An 18,459-nucleotide genomic window follows, 5' to 3' on the forward strand; every position below is an offset into this window, starting at 1 on the left:
GATCGGGGTTGACGCCGCGTTAAGGCTTGTATGTCAGTGCACTGGCCTATGACACGCATCCTGCACGTCCTCGATCATAGCCTGCCCGCGCACAGCGGCTACACCTTTCGTACCCGCGCGCTGATGAAGGCGCAGGCCGCGAAGGGATGGGCAGTCGCTGGGGTCACCGGCGTACGCCATCCCGATCCGGGGCCGGATGGCGAGACGGTCGACGGACTGACCTTTTACCGCACCCCGCCGATCGCGCCCGCGCGCGCGCCGATCCGCGAATGGCGCGAAATCGGCGCGCTGGCGAAGCGCGTCGAGGCGCTGGCGAACGAGTGGAAACCCGACGTGCTGCACGCGCATTCGCCGGTGCTCGACGGGCTCGCGGCGCTGCGCGTCGGCAAGAAGCTGGGCATTCCGGTCATTTACGAAATCCGTGCATTCTGGGAGGATGCGGCGGTCGGCAACGGCACCGGGCGCGAGGGCAGTCTGCGCTATCGGCTGACCAAGCACCTCGAAACCCATGCGGTCAAATCGGCCGACGCGGTTGCGGTGATCTGTGAAGGGCTGCGCGGCGACTTGATCGCGCGCGGTATAGACCCCGACAAGATCACAGTGTCGCCGAACGGCGTCGACCTCGACCTGTTCGGCGATCCGCCGCCGCGCGACGACGCGCTCGCCGAAACGCTGGGGCTCGCCGCCGACGATGCGGTGATCGGATATATCGGCAGCTTCTACGATTATGAGGGGATCGACGACCTGATCGCGGCGATGCCCGCGCTCGTCGCGGTGCAGCCCCGGGCCCGGCTCCTCCTTGTCGGCGGCGGCCCGATGGAGGCGGCGCTCAAGGCGCAGGCGGCGTCGTCGCCCGCGGCGGCGCAGATCCATTTCGTCGGCCGTGTGCCGCACACCGAGGTCGAGCGTTACTATTCGCTGATCGATATCCTCGCCTATCCGCGCAAGAAGATGCGGCTGACCGACCTTGTCACGCCGCTGAAACCGCTCGAGGCGATGGCGCAGGGCAAGCTGGTTGCGGCGTCGAGCGTCGGCGGTCACCGCGAGCTGATCGACGATGGGGTAACGGGCACTTTGTTCGCGCCCGACGACCCGGCCGCGATTGCCGACGCGCTCGCCAGGTTACTGGAAAACAGGGGAATGTGGACCGAGCGCCGGCGCACGGCACGTATTTTTGTCGAAACCCATCGTAACTGGTCATCAAACATTTTACGTTACGAGCCGGTTTACCAGCGATTGCTGCGCGGCGCCTGACGTTGCCGCGCGAACTGACGACAGATGGCCCGCCGGGCAGATGGATTTGGGACGATATGGAAGAGACCAGCGAGAACCGGGCCCGGGATATAGCGACCGCGCTGCTGCGCGCGCTCCAGCCCGCGATTCCGGCGGTGATCGGCGCTGCGGCGCTGACCTTCCTGTTCGCCGCCGTGATGCCCTTTTCGTGGGTCGCGGGGATCAGCTGGAACCTCTATCTCGACCGGCTTTCGGACCTGTTCGTGCCGCCAATCGGCAATGGCGGACGACTGGCGCTCGCGTTCGGCATGGCGGCGATCGCCGCGGTGCTGGCGGGGCTTGTCGCGCTGTTGATCGCCAAACCCGAAGCGGCAGGGCTGTCTTCGCTGCGCGACCGCTTCCGCCGCACGCCCGGCGAGGCGAGCGATGACGAACCTGTGCTGACGCGCCGCCGCGTCGACCTGCACCCCGACGATCCGCCGCGTCCGCCGATCCGTGCCGGCCGCGACCTGCCCGCGGGCGGGTTGGGGGCGATCGGTGCCGGTATCGTCGAGCCTGTCGTCGACGAACCCGATGTCGACGCATCGGACGAGCTCGTCCTCGCCGACCTGGCGCCCGAACACGAGTTCGACGGCGACGCGCCCTGGCTGCAACCCGCCGAAATGACCGCGCCGCCGCCGCTGCCCGATCCGGCCGACAAGTCGCTCGGCGCGATGGTCGCGCGCTTCGAGGCAGGGCTTTCACGCCGCCGGCAGGATGCGATTGCGAAGGCGGCCATCCCGGTATCCGATAGCGCCGCTCCGGAGGCGGAGCCCGAAGTCGACTTCGCGCTCGAAGCCGCGCTCAGCACCTTGCAGCGGATGACACGCCAGTCGGTCGGCTGACGCGCGCGGGCTAGTCCTCGACCGTCAATATTTCGATCCGCAGCCGGTCCGGCCCGGCGCCGCATTCCACCACGACATCGGCGACGATGTGCCCGGGCAGCGCCCATTCGGTCGCACCCAGCCGGTCGTGCAGCGCGCGGCGCACCATTTCGGCGTCGCCGGCCGCGAGTGTGCACGGGAACAGGTGCCGCGCGCCGACGAAGCTCGCGCTCGCCCAAGGGCGAAAGGTCGAGGCGCCGACCGCCAGCCCGGGTGGCAATTCGCGGAGCAGCAGGTGGCGAAGCCGGCGGTGCGGGCAGCCGGGCCGCGGCGGCGCGGCGGGCGACCAGCGCATCATGCCCGCGCCCCCGCATCAAGGCGGCGAACCGCGCGCGTGCGGCGGTCGCCCTGTGGCACCACATGGCCCGCGCGACGGTCGGCACGCCATTTGTTCATGAAATGTTCTATACGACATATCAGCTGAAGCCCCGGTTCGCGCCCCCCGCGCAGGTCGCTGACAAGCCGCGGATCGCGCACCGCGTCGCGGCCGAACACGCTCGGCGGCATCTCCGATTCCTTCAGAAAGGCCTCGATCCGTTGCAACAGGCTGCGCTCCATATTGTCCTCCCAGATCGCAGTGGAAATCGGGCGACTCACCCGATAGGATATTTCCTATTTGATATTCGATTTCCTACTTGTCTAGGAAAAATCCTCTTGCTAGGAACGAAATAGGAAGGACCGGCCCCAGCGAACCTTATGACCGATTTTGCCCAGGACCCGCGCGCGGCGCTCGACCGCCTCCTGACCGAAAGGGGGGTCGACTATACGCGCATCTCGCAGGTGATCGGGCGCAACCCTGCTTACATCCAGCAATATATCAAGCGCGGATCGCCGCGGCGGCTCGCCGAAGACGATCGCGCGCGCATCGCCGCCTATCTGGGGGTGCCGGAGGCGATGCTGGGGGGGGCGGTGCAGCGCGTCGCAAGCCCGGCGCGCGCGCGTGGCCCCGGAATGATCCTCGTGCCCAAGCTCGCCATCGGGGCCTCGGCGGGGGCGGGCGCGAGCGTCGATGGCGAGGCGGTCGAGGGCGAGGTCGCGTTCGACCCGAAATGGCTGCGCGATCTTGGCGCCGATCCGCGCGCGCTGAGCATCATTCGCGTCGAGGGCGATTCGATGGCGCCGACGCTCGACGACGGCGACGATATATTGGTCGACGGCGGCGACGCCGCGGCGCGGCTGCGCGACGGCATCTATGTGCTGCGCATGGACGATGTGCTGATGGTGAAGCGCGTCGCTCGCGCGCCGGGGCAGGGGCGCATTTCGGTGATCAGCGACAATCCGCACTATCGCAGCTGGGACAATTTGCCGATGGCGTCGGTTCAGTTGGTCGGCCGGGTCGTGTGGACGGGCCGGTGCCGCGATACATTCTAACGCGGCGCCGCCATCAACGCCTCGATCTCATGCTCGAGCACCTCAGCGCGCTGGCATTGGTCGGCCTTGCCGTCGCGGCATTTTTCGGCCGCCTTGTCGCGCTGGCGCGACAGCTTGCCCATCTGTTCTTCGCGCTTGCGCATCTCGCGACCGCGGTTGCGATCGGCCTCGTCCTGGCTGGTCGTCGACCAGTCGGCGACCTGGCCGACGGCTTTGACCGGCGCGGTGACAACAGTCTTGACCGCGCTCACGCAGCCAGCGAGCAGGGGGGCGGCCAACAGGGCAGCAATCAGGACGCGCATTTCTCTTCTCCTCGCCGATCGGCGTGCCATCGCATAACCGCTGCGATCTGAACAGGATATTGCGACGGGGCGCCGCGATCCGCGGCTCATGTGTCACATCACTGAAATAAATGGTTAAATTACTGTTTACCAACAAGCCCTAGGTCGGTGCGCGAACGGGTCGCAGCATGAAGAGAGACAGATGAACGCCATGGGATATGCCTTTACGCCATCGCCGGGCCACGCGTCCGCGATCGGCGCCGACGCGCATATGTCCGAGGTCATCGACCTGTTTCGCGGCAACCCGCAACTGCGCGCGCTGGCGGTGATCGATGCCGGCGAACGCCCCATCGGCATCATCCGCGAACAGCGCGTGCGCGAACTGCTTTTCTGCCCCTTCTGGTTCTCGCTGATGCAGAATCCGACAATCGGCGGCTCGATCGCCTCGATGATCGAACCCTGCCCGGTCGCCGATGTCGCCTGCTCGACCCCCGACCTGCTGCGCATCGTCGCGCGGTCGCCGGGGCAGCAGGAACTGATTCTCGTCCGCGCGGGGCGGTTCGTCGAAACGCTCGACGGCGGCCAGATTGCGAAGCTGGCGATGCTGCGCGAGGTTGAATTGGCAGAGGAGCGCGCCGCGCGCGCGACGCATATCGACGACGCCGGGCGTCTGTTCCAGCAGGACATCACGGCGCTGACCGCCGCGCTGTCGGAGATGGCGCGCAGGGTCGAGGCGGTCGCGGGGACGCTGTCCGAACGCGCGCGCCAGACCGGCAGCGACGCGGTGACCGTCGCCGGCGCCACCGCGCAAACGCTCGCAGGATTGCAGGAACTCGGCGATCGCGGTCATGCGCTCGCTGCGACGATGACGAAGATCGTCGACGACGGATCGCGCGCCCGCGCGGTCCGCGGCGATGCCTATCGCAAGATCCAGCAAGCAAGCGAGCGGGCGATCGCGCTCAAATCCGCAAGCCAGTCGATCGAACAGATGCTTGCGTTGATCATCGACATGGCGAGCCGCACCAACATGCTCGCACTCAACGCGGGGATCGAGGCGGCGCGCGCCGGCGATGCGGGCCGCGGCTTTGCAGTGGTCGCGTCGGAGGTGAAGGTGCTGGCGAACCAGACGCGCGTCGCAGCGGGCGATATCACCCAATATGTCGACCGGATCCGCGACATCGTGGGGCAGGTCGCGGCGGGTTTCGACGAGGTCGAAAAGGCGATCGACGCGAACAACGGCTTCTCCGACGCGATCGACGAAGCGGTCGACGGGCAGAGTGCGACCACGCTGATGATCGCAAGCTATGTCGAGCAGGCGGTGTTCGCGGGGCGCGAGATCGATGCGCGTGTCCGCGAGATCGGGCATGGCGCGACCGCGGTCGGCGACGGCGCACAATCGCTCGGCAAATTGTCCGCCGGGCTGACCGAAGCCGCGCTGTCGCTGCACCAGCGCGCGCAACGCTTTGTCGAAGCGGTTGCCGTGGCCTGATTCCTCGCGTTCGGACAAGGGGTTGCCCGATGGCGCAGCGCTGATAGGATGGCCCGAGCGCCGGAGGCGTCTGAGGCCGCCGGCGGGGAGGAGGGTCAAGATGACGAATATCCAAAAGGGTTTGGCCGAATTTATCGGCACGTTCTGGCTTGTGTTCGGCGGTTGCGGCAGCGCGGTTCTGGCGGCTGCATTCCCCGACGTCGGGATCGGACTGCTCGGCGTCTCGCTCGCTTTCGGCCTGACGGTTGTCACCATGGCCTATGCGATCGGCCATATTTCGGGCTGTCACCTCAATCCCGCGGTCACCGTCGGGCTGTGGGCCGGCGGGCGTTTCGATGCGCGCGACATCCCGCTTTACGTCATTGCGCAGGTGCTCGGCGCGATCGTCGCGGCGTTCCTGCTCTTTTACGTCGCCAGCGGCAGCCAGTCATACGACCTTGCGACCAACGGCCTCGCCGCCAATGGGTTCGGTGCCGGATCGCCGGGGCAATATGACATCTGGTCGGGTTTCATCATCGAGATCGTCCTGACCGCCTTCTTCCTGTGGATCATCATGGGGGCGACCGACGGGCGCGCGCCCGCGGGCTTTGCGCCGATCGCCATCGGCCTTGCGCTGACGCTCATCCACCTGATCTCGATCCCGGTGACCAACACCTCGGTCAACCCGGCGCGCAGCACCGGCCCGGCGCTTGTCGTCGGCGGCATTGCGCTCCAGCAATTGTGGCTGTTCTGGGTTGCGCCGCTGATCGGCGGGGCGGTCGGCGGGCTGCTGTACAAGACGCTGGGGGCGGACACTTCCCCCAAGCCGAATATCGAAGGCGAATAGCCGCGTTCCCGGCGGGGGCGAGACCTCCGCCGGGCTATTTCAACAGGTCGACCGCAAAGGCGCGGACCTCGTCCGCCATGTCGGGCCGTTCGAGCGCGACCGCGAGATTGGCCTGGATATAGCCGGCCTTCGACCCGCAGTCGTACCGCGCGCCGTCGAAGGTGACGGCGTGGAAGGGCTGGTTGCCGATCATCGTTGCCATCGCATCGGTGAGCTGGATTTCGCCGCCCGCACCCTTTTCCTGTTTTTCGAGCACGCGCATCACTTCGGGTTGCAGGATATAGCGCCCCGAAATGATCAGGTTCGACGGCGCGGCTTCGATCGCGGGCTTTTCGACGAGGCCCTTCACCTCGGTCAGCGCGCCGTCGCGCGCGCCGGGCGCGATGACGCCATAAGAGGACACCTGTTCGTGCGGCACTTCGAGCACCGAGATCAGGTTACCGCCCACTTGGGCATAGGCATCGACCATCTGCTTCATGCAGCCGGGCGACCCGTGCATGAATTCGTCGGGCAGGAAGATCGCGAAAGGCTCGTCGCCGACGATGTCGCGCGCGCACCAGATCGCATGGCCGAGCCCGAGCGGTTCCTGCTGGCGGACATAGGCGCAATTGCCGGGGCCAAGGCGCGTTGGTTCGAGCACCGACAGGTCCTTGCCGCGTTCGGACATCGTCTTTTCGAGTTCGAAAGCGACGTCGAAATGGTCTTCGATCGCGCTCTTGCCGCGGCCGGTGACAAAGATCATCTGCTCGATCCCCGCCTCGCGCGCCTCGTCGACCGCATATTGGATCAGCGGCCGGTCGACGACGGGCAGCATCTCCTTGGGGATCGCCTTGGTCGCGGGAAGGAAGCGGGTGCCGAGGCCGGCGACGGGGAAGACGGCTTTGCGGATCGGTTTCATGGCTGCGGGCTTAGCGGCGAACGTCGGCCAAGAAAAGCGGCGCCGATCCGCGTCACTGCGGCGTGACGATGATGACGACGCGCCGGTTGTCCTGGCGGCCTTCGACCGTGTCGTTGCTCGACATCGGGACCACCTCGCCGCGCCCGACGATCTGGTCCGCCGTAAAGCGCATCCCGCCCGCGGTCAGCGGCGCGGCAACAGCCTGCGCGCGCGCCTGCGACAGGGTCAGGTTATAGGCCGAGGTGCCGGTCGAATCGGTGTGCCCCTCGACGCGCGCGGTCATGATGCCCACCGATGTCAGGTTGCGCGCCAGCGTCGCGATCCGCGCTTCCTGTTCGGGCTGCACCGCGCTTTCGTTCGTGGCGAAGAGCAGCCGTTCGTTGAACGTCAGCGCCCAGCCCGCGTCGCCCTCCACAAATCCTTCGGTTTTCAGTGCGGCGATCTGTTCGGGCGTGAAGCCGGTGGGGGCAGGCACGCTCTGGCACGCCGCGAGCATCGCGGCGAAGGCGGACAGGAAAAGGATTCGGATCGATCGGGGGAAATGGAAAGCCACGGGGTATCTCCGCTGGTGATTATCGGGAACGGCTGGTCATCTTGTTCGCATACATCGCGGCGTCGGCGGCGGTGAGCAGGGCGGTCGCGTCGCGGCCGTCGTCGGGGAAAATCGCGGCACCAACGCTGACCGCGGCGCGATAGGTCTCGCCGCCCGGCAGCGCGACGGGTTGCGAAACGCACTTGCGGATCCGGTTCGCCAGTTCCTCGGGGATCGCTTCGGTGTCGAGCGGGTCGATGATGACGATGAACTCGTCGCCCCCGATGCGCGCTGCAAAGTCGCCCTTGCGCAGCGTGTCCTTGATACACGCCGACAGCGCAACGAGCACGGTGTCGCCCGCGGCGTGACCGAAATTGTCGTTCGCCGCCTTGAAATTGTCGGCGTCGATAAACAGCAGCGCAAAGCGGCTGCCGCGTCCTTCGGCCGCCTCGATGCGCAGCGCGAGCTGCTCGTCGAAGGCAGCGCGGTTCGGCATCGCGGTCAGCGGGTCGTGCGAGGCGCGGTGCGCGAGTATGGCGCGCTCGCTTTCCATATGCCCCTGCCAGCCCTGCAGCTCGTCGAGCAGCGCGTTGATATCGCCGCCCAGCCGGTCGAGTTCGGCGATGCCGAGCGGCTGGACGCGCTTGTCGAACCGGCGGTGCAGGCGCACGTCATGCGCGACGGTGGCGATCTCGTTCAGCGGCTTGACCAGTTCATATTCGAACCGCCGCGCGAGGAAGATCGTCCCGAACGCGGTGACGAGCAGGCAGCCGAGCCCCGCAAGCAGGCCGAGCCGGACATAGTCGATCAAGGTCGAGCTATCGCCCCACACCTCGATCGTCCCGATGGCCGATCCGTTGCGCTGCACGGTCACCGCAAACGGGCGCGGGAAGAATATGCGCGTGAGCATCGGCGCCGGGTCGGCGGCGGGCGAGGTCCATTCGGTGACCGGCCGCCCGACGTCGTTCAGCACGCGCAGCCGCGCGATACCGGGAATGCGGGTCAGCGGCTCGAGCCCTTCGCGCACCGCCTGCGGATCGTTGAACACGAGCGCGGGCTCGACGCCATAAGCGCCCAATTGTGCCGCCAGCTCCATATTGCGGTCGGCATAACCGCGCAGCGCGGTAACCCCGGCGAGCAGGATGGTGAGGCCCGACAGCGCTACTGCGAAGAGCGTGATCCCGAAATGAAAGCGTGACAGCAGCTTTTGCAGCGTCGTGCGCGCGCCGATCCGTTCGACCGGCGGAGGGGTCTGGCCGGTCATGACGCCCCTCCCTCGCCGCGGCCGATTCGCAGGACGCGTGGGTCGATGCGCAGTGGTCCGCGCCCGATCGCATCGAGATTGACCGAAAAGCTGAGGCTTGCGGCCCGGCTGTTCAGGCAGAACATCGCGCCATAGATGCACGCCGCGTCGTCGTCGGTGATCGTCAGGATCGGACGTCCGCGCACCCACGCGATCAACTGGCGCCGGTCGGCGACGGGCATCCGGCCGAGGAACAGGATGTCGCATTCGGGCGTCACGGCGGTCGCGCTCATCCGGCGGACTATGACCGCGCCCGGACCCGGAAGGTCGGGTGCCATACGCTCGCTCAGCCGCGGCGCGCCAACGAGGCACATCACGCGCCCCCCCGGCGGTGTGGCGTCGGGCCAGCGAGCATAGCTGACGATGCCGCCCACCATCCGGTTGACGGCACGCGTCATCCCGCCGGTGCCGTCGTCGACAAGCGTCTGGCTCGCGGCCTGGACCGACATCGGTGGCGTCGTGAACAGCGCGCCGATCAGAAACAGTGATGCCAGCACCTGGCCGTGCCCCCAACTGCGGTTCAGGGGCATCCTGCCCCAGCGAAGGCGCGTCCGCTAGACAAAACTATTGGAAAGTCAATGAAAAGTGACGTCATGCGGCCATATGACAACATGGCCGCGACGCCATGCCCCATCCTAGGCGGTGCGGAGGCGGTCGCTGAAACCCTTGCGCAATTTGGCGAGTTTCGGCGGGATCACCGCCATGCAATAGGGGTTGCGCTGGCCTTCGCCTTCCCAATAGGCTTGGTGATAATCCTCGGCGGGATACCAGTTCGACGCATTCTCGACTGTCGTGACGATCGGCGCCGGCCAGTCGGGCGCTGCACGCTCGATCCCGGCGCGTGCGGCGTCGGCCTGTGCGGCATCGAGGGGGAAGATCGCGCTGCGATACTGGGTGCCGATGTCGTTCCCCTGACGATTGAGCTGCGTCGGATCGTGCGTCGCGAAGAAAACGTCGAGCAGGTCGGCGTAGGAGATGACCGCAGGATCGAAGGCGACGCGGATCGCTTCGGCATGGCCGGTGTCGCCACCACACACCTGCTTGTAGGTCGGGTCGGGGACGGTGCCGCCGATATAGCCGCTCTCGACGCCTTCGACCCCGCCGAGCGACTGGAACACGGCTTCGGTGCACCAGAAACAGCCTCCGGCGAAAATCGCGGTCTCACGGGTCATGGCGTCGTCCTTGTTGGGGGGATGGAATATTCCCGAAATAGGGTGCGTCGTACCTTATTCCAAGGGTGGCGGCGCGTCGATCAGCGGCGGCCTTGCCGCAGCACCGCCCGCGCGAGCCGCTTGCATCGCCGCGATTTCGGATTGGATCGCGGCAATGCGTTCGCTGCGCGGCGGATGCGACGCAGCGCGGACGAGCGGACGCTTGTGCCGGTTCCAGAACCGGATGGCGGCGGCGGGATCATAGCCCGCATCGGCCATCAGCCAGACCGCAAGCCGGTCGGCTTCGAATTCGGTCTGCCGGACACGCACAGCCGAACGGTCGGCGCCCAGTCGGTCGCGATGGCGCAGGATATTATGCGCGAGTTCGTGCGCGACGACGGCGGCGAGTTCCTCGTCATCGGCAATCGACCGGGCAAGCTTCAGCGTGATCCGCACCAATATCCCGTTCGCGGCGGCCTGTGCTCCGCCAAGCTCGACGCGAAAGGCGCTCGCGCAGCCCGGCGTGGGCGCCATCCGGTACAGGCGCCCGGCGTCGTCGGTGACCGTCCAGGGCGCGGTCGGATCGATCGTGTAGAGCTTCACTATCGCCGTATCGATCCGGATCGTCGGCCCGCTATCCGCTGGCGCGATCGCATCGCCTTCTATCGCCGCGATCCGCGTGCCGCGGGCCAGGCCGGCGCGATCGGCCGGTGAGCCGGGCGCGACGGCTGCGATGAATGCGCCGTCGCCGGCCCGATAGATCTTGCTCGCGGCCGAGCGGTCGCCCGCCTCGAACTGGCGCAAGTCGCCTAGGATCCATCCGGGCTGCGGGGTGACGACGTCGCACCAGCGCGCGTTCGCCGTGGTCAGTCGATAGCCGACGGTGGCGAGGCGCGTTTCCTGATCGGCGAGGGTGGAATAATAGTCCGCGCGTGCGTCGCCTGCTGTCGCGGTCGCCGGCGACAGCGCGAACGACAAGGCGAAGGTCAGGAAGCGAATGGGACGTAACATCGACACCGCTTATCAATGCCGCGCTGTCGGGGCCATGAATTTCCCCGGATCTGCGGTTTCCTACCCTTGCCTATCTTGGGGCAAGCGCCGATAGGGCGGCGATGACGAACGCCTCCGCCATGCCGGCGCCCGCCGCCCGCGCACCCCGGCCCGCAGCGCTTGCGCGGTGGCTCTGGGCCGTCGCGCTGCTCGTGATCATCGTGGTCGGGGTCGGCGGCATCACCCGTCTCACCGAATCGGGGCTTTCGATCACCGAATGGCGTCCCGTTTCGGGCGTCATCCCGCCGATGACCGAGGCGGGGTGGATCGCCGAGTTCGAGAAATACAAGCGGATCCCCGAATATAAGGAGATCAACCTCGGCATGACGCTCGCCGGCTTCAAGGCGATCTTCTTCTGGGAATGGCTGCACCGCATCCTTGGCCGCCTGGTCGGCATGGCGCTTCTCGTGCCGCTGATCTGGTACGCCTGGCGCCGTGCGATCCCCGCGGGTTACAGTTGGCGGCTGCTTGCGCTCGCGGCGCTCGTCGGGCTGCAGGGCGCGATCGGCTGGTGGATGGTCGCCTCGGGTCTCGAATATCGCGTCGACGTCAGCCATTTCCGCCTCGCGACGCATTTGCTGACCGCGCTGTTCCTGCTCGCGGGGCTTGTGTGGACTGCGCGCGACCTTGGCGCGCTGGCGCAGGATTCGGGTGCGCGGCCGGCGCGCCTGACCGGCGCCGCGATGGGCGTCATCGCGATCCTGTTCGTCCAATTGCTGCTCGGCGCGTGGGTCGCGGGGCTCAACGCGGGCTATGTCGCGAGCACATGGCCGCTGATGAACGATCATTTCGTGCCCGAAGGTATCGATTGGGCGGGCGGCGCCTGGCTGGCGCTGACCAACGATCCGTTCCTCATCCATTTCCTCCATCGCTGGTGGTCGTGGGTCGCCGCGATTGCGTTGCTGCTTCTTGCGCGCAGCCTGTCGCGGCGCGGCGCGCGCATCGAGGCGCGGCTGCTTGTGGCGGTGGTCGTCGCGCAGATGCTGCTCGGTATCTGGACTGTCGTGTCGGGCGTTTCGATGTGGGTCGCGGTGATGCATCAGGTGGTGGGTGCGATCCTTGTCGCCATCGCGGCGGCGGCGCTGCACCGGCTGGGTCGCAATACCGCATGACGCTGGCGGGCAGCCTCGGCAGTGCGTTGCTGCTGCTGGCCCAGCCCCTGCCGGCCGCCTTGCCCGCCGATGCTACGGTCGCCGCGCCTGCGCAGGTCCGCTTTGCTCCGCCGGTCGGCGTGCCGATGACCTATCGCGTCACGACGCGCCGCATCGGCCGCGACGGCGCGCTGATCAATTTCGCGCTCGTCTATGCGCTCGAATGGCAGCAAGTCGGGCGCGGCTATCGGCTCGAGGCGGTGCTGCAGCGGATCGATTCGGATGCCCGGCCCGACGTCACCCGCGCTCTCACCATGATGCTCCAGCCGCTCGTTGGTGAAGCGATGGCGTATCTTGTGGCGCCCGACGGCAGCCGGATCGACCTCGTCGATCCCGAACAGCTTTGGGCGCGCGTGACCGCGCGGATCGAGACGACGGGCGCCGGGGCCGGACGGCCCGAAGCGAGACGGCTGGCCGAACTGATCGCCGCGCTTCCCGCCGCCGAGCGCGACCGGATTGCGACCGCGGATATTCGCGCGCTGATCGCGCCGGCAAACCACGCCATTCCCGCGCGGGCGCCCGCCGACGGCGCGAGCGTATCGATTACGCACGACGGCGCGTTGCAGACGATCGCGAGGGTCGAGCAGGTCGCGACGCCCGTCGGCGGCGCCGAGCAACCGCTGGCGATCGACAATCTTTGGACCGTCGACACCGGCACGGGGCTCGTGATGCGCGAGCGGCGGCAGAGCTGGATCGTCGAAGCGGGCGGCGGACGAACGCTCGTCGAGGAAAGGGTGCGCGCGCTCGAATCCCTCCGATAGCGGTGATGGTATCATGATACCCGTCAGCAAAGCCGCTCCATGCTTGACTTTCCGCTCGTTGAGCGCCATTGGCCCGCTCCGAAGCGCCGCTGCGTTCCTTCGGGATTCGGGCGGCGCGGTTTGTTTCGGGCGGCGGCATCGCCGTTCGTCCTAGTCCATCTCTGTCAAGGAGCGTGCCATGAAGGCGCTGACCAAGACGACTGCATCGGCCAATGCCGCGACGGTCGAAAAGAAATGGGTGCTGATCGACGCCGAGGGTCTCGTTGTGGGCCGCGTGGCATCGATCATCGCCAACATCCTGCGCGGCAAGCACAAGCCGTCGTTCACCCCGCACGTCGATTGCGGTGACAATGTCATCGTCATCAACGCCGAGAAGGTGGCGTTCACCGGCAAGAAGCTGCAGGACAAGCGTTACTACAAGCACACCGGCTATGCCGGCGGTATCAAGGAAACGAGCCCCGCGAAGATCCTCGAAGGCCGTTTCCCCGAGCGCGTGCTCGAAAAGGCTGTCGAACGTATGATCCCGCGCGGCCCGCTCGGCCGCCAGCAGATGCGCAACCTGCGCATTTTCGCCGGCACCGAACATCCGCATGAAGGGCAGAGCCCCGAAGTGATCGACGTCGCGTCGATGAACCGCAAGAACAAGGTGGGTGCATAATGGCTGACGAACAGACCATGACCGATCTCAAGGATCTCGCCGGCGCCGTCGAAGGCACCGTCGCCGCTCCGGTCTCGACCGCGCCGCTGCGCGAAAAGATCGTCGACAAGCAGGGCCGCGCTTATGCGACCGGCCGCCGCAAGGACGCCGTCGCGCGCGTGTGGGTCAAGCCCGGCACGGGCAAGATCACCGTCAACGGCCGCGACCAGGAAGTCTATTTCGCACGTCCGACGCTGCGTCTCGTCATCAACCAGCCCTTCGGCCTGACCGAACGCGTTGGCCAGTACGACGTGATCGCGACCGTCAAGGGCGGTGGTCTCTCGGGCCAGGCCGGTGCGGTTCTGCACGGCATCGCGCAGGCACTGACCCGCTTCGAACCGGCGCTTCGCAGCCCGGTCAAGGCGGCCGGCTTCCTGACGCGCGACAGCCGCGCGGTCGAGCGTAAGAAGTACGGTAAGGCCAAGGCCCGCCGCAGCTTCCAGTTCTCGAAGCGCTAATACGCTTTTTCCGTCGACGGACGGAGAAGGAAGGGCGGTCCGGCAACGGGCCGCCCTTTTCTTTGCGCGTTGAAGAAACATGTCACGCGGGGTAGATCACGGGCATGGCGTTCGACCTCCGCAGGGCCCTTCTCGCCAAGGAGGAAAAGGATTCGGCGCGGCTGATGGATTTCGAGTTCCGCCAGCGCGCGCGGAGCTTCCGCCTGCTCGCCGCGATCCTCGATATCGACCCCGGCGTGCTCGTCCGTGAAATCGCGGTGCACGACGATCCGGCCATCCTCGACGCGCTCGCGAACGACTTGCCGATGTCGCGCGAAGACCTGGGCCATCATTACGCCAAATGCCGTGCCGAGGCTTACCGCCAGCTGGTCGGCGAACTCGGCGATCCGACGCCGCACAAGCTCGGCTAGAGCAGGTCGAGGCTTCCGAGCGCGAGCGCTTGCCGCGCCGGACGTTCGGCCATCACCGCGAACATTTCGTCGCCGCGTTCGGTACGTTCGACACTCATCGATGCGAAGACCGCCATGAAATAACCGCTCAGCGCCCCGACGCGATAGTCGGTCCACAGGGCGTCGACATCGGGCGCAACGCCCGCCGCGACCAATGCCGCGATCCAGTGGTCGAACGCCGGCCGGTCGGCGGCGGCGCGCTCGAACGGGTCGGCGATGCTGGTGCCGACCAGATAGGCAAGGTCGGCGGCGCCGCTGCCCCGCCCCAGCGTCTGCCAGTCGACGAGCCAGCAGGCTTCGCCGCCGGGCGCGAAAAGGATATTGTCGATCCTGAGGTCGCCATGGACGATCGTCCGGGCCGAGGGTTCGCGCGCCAGATAGGCATCCAGCTTGTCGACGAGCCCGGCGCCCAGGTCGAGAACGTCGGGCGCCAGCCGCGCCGCGTAGCGTTCGCGAAAGCCGCCATAAAGTTGCGGAAAGAGCGCGCGGATCAGATCGCCATTGTCGCGCGACAGCCATGCGAAATCGGCGAGCCGCGTGTCGTTCCACAGATGGGCATGGAGCTGGGCCGCGGCCTCGATGCATGGGATGAGCGCGGCGAGGCCCAGCCCGGCGAGCTGGTCGCCGGCTCGCGCGGGAGCGAGGTCGGACAGGATCAGGACGAAATCGACATCGTCCGCCGCAATATCGGCGAAGTGGCAGGTCGGCGCGGCGACCCCGCTTGCCGCCGCCAGCTCGCGATACCAGCTGACCTCCTTGACATAAGTGCCGGTAAGCTTGGCGATATTGCGGCTCGCCTCGTCGTGGCTCGGACATTTGGCGATCACGCTCGTCGGCGCATCGATGCCCTCGTCCCAGTCGAGCGTCAGGCGATAGCTGTCGCACATCTGCCCGGTGCCGACCTTCGCCGAGGAGAAGCCTCTGAGCTTCCCCGGCTGCCCGAGCACCGCGCCGAGCCATTGCGCCTCGATCACCTCGGGCGAGGTCGGGAAGCTCATGCGGCGGGGTCCAGCAGGCCGGTGAGGCCGGTCGGTGCGTGCGGTCCGACGAACAATTGTTCGAGCACACCGACGCCGCTTTCGCGGCGGTCGCCGTCCACTAGCTCGGCCTGGACGAGCGCCTGCACATGCATCGCCAGCGGATTGCCCCAGTGTCGCTCGGCCTCGGACAGGCTGTCGTGCGCTACCTCGAGTCCGCCATGGTCGAAGCCATGTCCCCAGACGGGGTGCGTGTAGCCGAGCCCGCTCATTGCGAACACCGGCCCGCGCGGAGTCAATGTGAGGTGCGTGCTGCGGTCCAGCTCGGCGGTCAGCTTCGACAGGCGCCGCGTGCCCGGATGCCATTCGGCGGCAAAAGCGGGATCGGCGAAATGTCGTTCGCTGCCATGATCTTCGGCGAGCACCGCGCGGCGGTTCCACGGCGCTCCCTCGCCATCGTCGTTGCTGTGGAAGAACAGCGAACGGTCGGCGAAATTGCACGGCGTCCACAGCCAGAAGAACCGGCTGAAATTGCCCTCTGGCGGCGGCTGCGGTTCGGCGGCGCCGACCGGGCGGATGCCCCAGCTCCGGTCGCGCGTTCCCGCCCAACCCGGGCCGACATCGACGCGCCGGCCATCGACCGACAGCCAGCCCGACCAATGGCCGTTCTGCGTCATGCGCGTATAGTCCATGAACAGGCGCGTGCCGTTGCGGCGGGTGAAGCGCGGCTCCTCGATCGGAAAGTGGCGCGCGGTGAAGCGCAACTCGGCGGCGAGCGGGCCGTCGTTCGCGGCGATGCGGAGCGTCAGCGTTTCGAGCGGTGCGTCGATGCTGATCGCGATCGGCCCCACCGACAGGTCGAGCCTTTCACCCCCGGACCGGCGGCTGGCGCGCAAATTATGCTGCACGCCGTCCGCCAGCACGCAAAAGGCGGCGTCGACGATGCCGAGCTGCGGGTAGAAGCCCATCGCCGCGGCAAAAAAGACCGAACCGTCGGGCGAGGTGCCGTTGAAGAAATAACGGTCGTAGAAATTGCGGTCGGTGCCCGCGAACGCGATCGGCTCGGCGCTCTGGTGAAGCGGGAAATCATCGCCCTTGGTCAGCATCGTTTCTCATCCCATTTGGTTTTTTCTTGCAACGTAACGGGATAAGGCGCCGCGTCAATGGATGGGGGGATCGACCGGCGGCACCGCCTGGATGGGCGCGACGGGCTCGCCCGGTTCGCGCGGCGGCAAGGCGTCGGGCGGGATATCGGGAATCTGCATATCGGGGGTCGGAACCGCTTCGACGTTGCGCACGCGCACGGTGATGGCACCGCCGTCGATGCGCAGTTCGTTGAAGCTCGGCGGGGTCGACCGGATCCGCTGCGACAGCGTGCCCGCGCCGATCATGCGGATCGGTCCGGCGTCGGTTTGTGCGACGAGGTCGAAGGCATCGTGGACATGGCCGGTGAGCACAGCGGCGACCCCGCGCGCCGCGAGTTCGCGAAGCGCGCGCGCGCCGCCGCGGGTGAGCGCGCGGCCGCGCGTACCCGCCTCAGCGAGCGGGTGGTGCGCGGTCACGAGCGCTGTGGTTCCGCGCGGCAGGGCGTCGATCGCGGCGAGTGTCTTGGCGAGCGCTTTGGGCGTCACCCAGCCTTTCGACCAATCGAATCGCCACTGCGCGCGCGCCGTCGTCTTCAGCGGCACCACCGCGACGCCGGGCAGGTCGAGTTCGCGTTCGACGAGCCGTTCGATTCCGCGAATCCGGCGATAGGGCCAGAAGAAGCGCTCGATCGGGTTGAAATAGGGGAGGTCGTGATTGCCGACCTCGACTGTTACCGGCACATCGAGCGCGCCGATCCAGTCGCACGCCGCGGCGAATTCATGGCTGCGCGCGCGCATCGTCAGGTCGCCGGTGATCAGCACTGCGTCGGGCTGCTCGCGGCGCACGCATTCGCGGAACCAGCCGAGCGCGGCAGGGTCCTCGAGCCCGAAATGCAGGTCGCTGATATGGAAGAGCCGCGTCATGCCGTCGCCAGAAAATCCACCGCGCTCGCCCCCAGATCGAAGCGGGCCGGCGAAGGGGCCTCGTCCATCTCGCCATCATATTCGAGGCTGATCGGCGCCTCGCTTTCGAGGGTGATCGTCGCGGCGCACGCAATTTCTTCGCTCGGCCCGTCGCGAAAATCGCCGCCCAGCCATGCGAGGCCGTGGCGCAGCACGTCGCCCGTGCCTTCGGTCAAAATCCCGTCGGCACGGATGCCTTCGGGCGTGGGGGTGAGGATGACCGCAGGATAGGCCGTGTCATGCCCCGCGACCCTGACCCCGGGAGCATTGGTCATCGCATCGAGCGCGTCGGGCGCCGCGCGGCTCGCCTCGATCAGCCCGTCCTGCCGCATCGTTTCGCGCACCTCGGCCCAGCGCGTCGCCGGCCCCGCGACGACGGTGATGAACGCGTCCCCGCCATCCGCCCGAATCGTCGGGATCGGACCGCGCCGACCCGTGCCTTGCAATGCATCGGCCAATATCTCGACCACGGCGCGGTCGCCGTGCAGCGCCTTCGATAACAGGTTGAGCGTGCCGCCGGGCAACGGCAGGATCGCGCCGTCCCAGCCCGCCGCACCGCGCGCCGCGGCATTGATCGTCCCGTCGCCCGTCCACACGAGCAGCAGGTCGATGCCCTGCCGGTCCAGTTCTGCCGCGCCGGGAATATCGTCGTCGGGCAATGCGAAGATGGCGATGAGCGGCGTCCCTGCCGCGCGGCAGCCTTCCGCGATCTCGGCAAGAATGGCGTCGTCATGGCTGCCGCTCTGGCTGTTGCAGACAAGGGCGGGGCGAGAGAAGGGGCTGGTCATTGCCATGTCCTACGCGCGAACGCGGAAAAGGTCGCGGCGCTTTGTCGCGCAGCCGCTTGTTCGCCGAACCGCC

Annotated in this window: 23 protein-coding genes; 10 read left to right on the plus strand and 13 right to left on the minus strand. The window is 67.3% G+C overall.

All coding sequences use genetic code 11. The annotated features are described in order from the left end of the window. The first annotated feature begins 48 nt into the window (after window positions 1–48). Both ACIPPQ_RS02080 and ACIPPQ_RS02085 read left to right on the plus strand, forming a co-directional pair. Window positions 49–1,254 (plus strand): TIGR04063 family PEP-CTERM/XrtA system glycosyltransferase, encoded by a 1,206-nt coding sequence (locus ACIPPQ_RS02080; RefSeq protein ID WP_446542549.1) that lies wholly within the window; start codon window positions 49–51, stop codon window positions 1,252–1,254. Window positions 1,255–1,310: 56 nt separating this feature from the next. Continuing rightward, entirely contained in the window at window positions 1,311–2,117 is an 807-nt protein-coding gene (locus ACIPPQ_RS02085) for a hypothetical protein (protein ID WP_446542550.1), read from the plus strand. A 10-nt stretch (window positions 2,118–2,127) separates the two neighbouring features. Here the strand turns inward: ACIPPQ_RS02085 and ACIPPQ_RS02090 are convergent, their stop codons facing one another. Both ACIPPQ_RS02090 and ACIPPQ_RS02095 read right to left on the minus strand, forming a co-directional pair. Then, entirely contained in the window at window positions 2,128–2,454 is a 327-nt protein-coding gene (locus ACIPPQ_RS02090; protein WP_446542551.1) for a hypothetical protein, read from the minus strand. Then, window positions 2,451–2,753, minus strand: coding sequence for a hypothetical protein (locus ACIPPQ_RS02095; RefSeq protein ID WP_446542552.1), 303 nt, complete (start codon window positions 2,751–2,753; stop codon window positions 2,451–2,453). The genes ACIPPQ_RS02090 and ACIPPQ_RS02095 overlap by 4 nt, the downstream gene beginning before the upstream one ends. Before the next feature lie 99 nt (window positions 2,754–2,852). Here ACIPPQ_RS02095 and ACIPPQ_RS02100 point away from each other — a divergent pair, with 99 nt between their 5' ends. Further along, on the plus strand, window positions 2,853–3,527 hold the full coding sequence (locus ACIPPQ_RS02100) for a S24 family peptidase (RefSeq protein ID WP_446542553.1): 675 nt from the start codon (window positions 2,853–2,855) through the stop codon (window positions 3,525–3,527). On the opposite strand, the gene ACIPPQ_RS02105 is transcribed toward ACIPPQ_RS02100, so the two are convergent. Further along, window positions 3,524–3,829: a hypothetical protein gene (locus ACIPPQ_RS02105; protein WP_446542554.1), complete on the minus strand. Its 306-nt coding sequence runs from the start codon at window positions 3,827–3,829 to the stop codon at window positions 3,524–3,526. The two genes, ACIPPQ_RS02100 and ACIPPQ_RS02105, sit on opposite strands and share 4 nt — an antisense overlap. A 181-nt stretch (window positions 3,830–4,010) precedes the next feature. Here ACIPPQ_RS02105 and ACIPPQ_RS02110 point away from each other — a divergent pair, with 181 nt between their 5' ends. Continuing rightward, on the plus strand, window positions 4,011–5,297 hold the full coding sequence (locus ACIPPQ_RS02110; protein ID WP_446542555.1) for a methyl-accepting chemotaxis protein: 1,287 nt from the start codon (window positions 4,011–4,013) through the stop codon (window positions 5,295–5,297). Window positions 5,298–5,397: 100 nt separating this feature from the next. Beyond that, window positions 5,398–6,123, plus strand: a complete 726-nt coding sequence (gene aqpZ, locus ACIPPQ_RS02115; RefSeq protein ID WP_446542556.1) for an aquaporin Z — start codon at window positions 5,398–5,400, stop codon at window positions 6,121–6,123. A 34-nt stretch (window positions 6,124–6,157) separates the two neighbouring features. On the opposite strand, the gene galU is transcribed toward aqpZ, so the two are convergent. From galU to ACIPPQ_RS02145, 6 genes are all read right to left on the minus strand, one after another. Beyond that, the gene (gene galU / locus ACIPPQ_RS02120) at window positions 6,158–7,021 is read right to left on the minus strand and encodes a UTP--glucose-1-phosphate uridylyltransferase GalU (protein WP_446542557.1); all 864 of its coding nucleotides are present in this window, start codon (window positions 7,019–7,021) and stop codon (window positions 6,158–6,160) included. A 52-nt stretch (window positions 7,022–7,073) separates the two neighbouring features. Next, window positions 7,074–7,574, minus strand: a complete 501-nt coding sequence (locus tag ACIPPQ_RS02125) for an OmpA family protein (RefSeq protein ID WP_446542558.1) — start codon at window positions 7,572–7,574, stop codon at window positions 7,074–7,076. 19 nt (window positions 7,575–7,593) lie between these two features. Continuing rightward, a complete protein-coding gene (locus ACIPPQ_RS02130) occupies window positions 7,594–8,817 on the minus strand; it encodes a diguanylate cyclase domain-containing protein (RefSeq protein ID WP_446542559.1) in 1,224 nt (407 codons plus the stop codon). Continuing rightward, the gene (locus ACIPPQ_RS02135; protein ID WP_446542560.1) at window positions 8,814–9,386 is read right to left on the minus strand and encodes a YfiR family protein; all 573 of its coding nucleotides are present in this window, start codon (window positions 9,384–9,386) and stop codon (window positions 8,814–8,816) included. Before ACIPPQ_RS02135 ends, ACIPPQ_RS02130 begins: the two co-directional genes overlap by 4 nt. Window positions 9,387–9,491: 105 nt before the next feature. After that, the gene (gene msrA / locus ACIPPQ_RS02140) at window positions 9,492–10,028 is read right to left on the minus strand and encodes a peptide-methionine (S)-S-oxide reductase MsrA (protein ID WP_446542561.1); all 537 of its coding nucleotides are present in this window, start codon (window positions 10,026–10,028) and stop codon (window positions 9,492–9,494) included. 54 nt (window positions 10,029–10,082) lie between these two features. Continuing rightward, a complete protein-coding gene (locus ACIPPQ_RS02145; RefSeq protein ID WP_446542562.1) occupies window positions 10,083–11,018 on the minus strand; it encodes a M48 family metalloprotease in 936 nt (311 codons plus the stop codon). Between the two features lie 101 nt (window positions 11,019–11,119). Here ACIPPQ_RS02145 and ACIPPQ_RS02150 point away from each other — a divergent pair, with 101 nt between their 5' ends. The 5 genes from ACIPPQ_RS02150 (at window position 11,120) to ACIPPQ_RS02170 (ending at window position 14,534) form a co-directional block, all read left to right on the plus strand. Further along, complete coding sequence (locus ACIPPQ_RS02150) at window positions 11,120–12,169, plus strand: COX15/CtaA family protein (RefSeq protein WP_446542563.1); 1,050 nt, start codon at window positions 11,120–11,122, stop codon at window positions 12,167–12,169. Continuing rightward, a complete protein-coding gene (locus ACIPPQ_RS02155; protein WP_446542564.1) occupies window positions 12,166–12,969 on the plus strand; it encodes a hypothetical protein in 804 nt (267 codons plus the stop codon). The genes ACIPPQ_RS02150 and ACIPPQ_RS02155 overlap by 4 nt, the downstream gene beginning before the upstream one ends. 178 nt (window positions 12,970–13,147) lie before the next feature. Further along, window positions 13,148–13,627, plus strand: coding sequence for a 50S ribosomal protein L13 (gene rplM / locus ACIPPQ_RS02160; protein ID WP_446542565.1), 480 nt, complete (start codon window positions 13,148–13,150; stop codon window positions 13,625–13,627). Further along, entirely contained in the window at window positions 13,627–14,124 is a 498-nt protein-coding gene (rpsI, locus tag ACIPPQ_RS02165; protein ID WP_137891966.1) for a 30S ribosomal protein S9, read from the plus strand. Before rplM ends, rpsI begins: the two co-directional genes overlap by 1 nt. 104 nt (window positions 14,125–14,228) lie before the next feature. Next, on the plus strand, window positions 14,229–14,534 hold the full coding sequence (locus tag ACIPPQ_RS02170) for a hypothetical protein (RefSeq protein WP_446542566.1): 306 nt from the start codon (window positions 14,229–14,231) through the stop codon (window positions 14,532–14,534). On the opposite strand, the gene ACIPPQ_RS02175 is transcribed toward ACIPPQ_RS02170, so the two are convergent. Genes ACIPPQ_RS02175 through ACIPPQ_RS02190 form a run of 4 tightly spaced genes read right to left on the minus strand, consistent with a single transcriptional unit; the run spans window position 14,531 to window position 18,386 of the window. Then, entirely contained in the window at window positions 14,531–15,571 is a 1,041-nt protein-coding gene (locus ACIPPQ_RS02175) for a phosphotransferase (RefSeq protein ID WP_446542567.1), read from the minus strand. The two genes, ACIPPQ_RS02170 and ACIPPQ_RS02175, sit on opposite strands and share 4 nt — an antisense overlap. Beyond that, window positions 15,568–16,656 carry a hypothetical protein gene (locus ACIPPQ_RS02180; RefSeq protein WP_446542568.1) on the minus strand — a complete coding sequence of 363 codons (1,089 nt, stop codon included), beginning with the start codon at window positions 16,654–16,656 and terminating at the stop codon, window positions 15,568–15,570. The genes ACIPPQ_RS02175 and ACIPPQ_RS02180 overlap by 4 nt, the downstream gene beginning before the upstream one ends. A 54-nt stretch (window positions 16,657–16,710) precedes the next feature. Continuing rightward, window positions 16,711–17,559, minus strand: coding sequence for a metallophosphoesterase family protein (locus ACIPPQ_RS02185; protein WP_446542569.1), 849 nt, complete (start codon window positions 17,557–17,559; stop codon window positions 16,711–16,713). Continuing rightward, window positions 17,556–18,386, minus strand: coding sequence for a diacylglycerol/lipid kinase family protein (locus ACIPPQ_RS02190; RefSeq protein WP_446542570.1), 831 nt, complete (start codon window positions 18,384–18,386; stop codon window positions 17,556–17,558). Before ACIPPQ_RS02190 ends, ACIPPQ_RS02185 begins: the two co-directional genes overlap by 4 nt. Window positions 18,387–18,459 lie beyond the last annotated feature (73 nt).

The organism is Sphingopyxis sp. LARHCG72 (assembly GCF_052871675.1).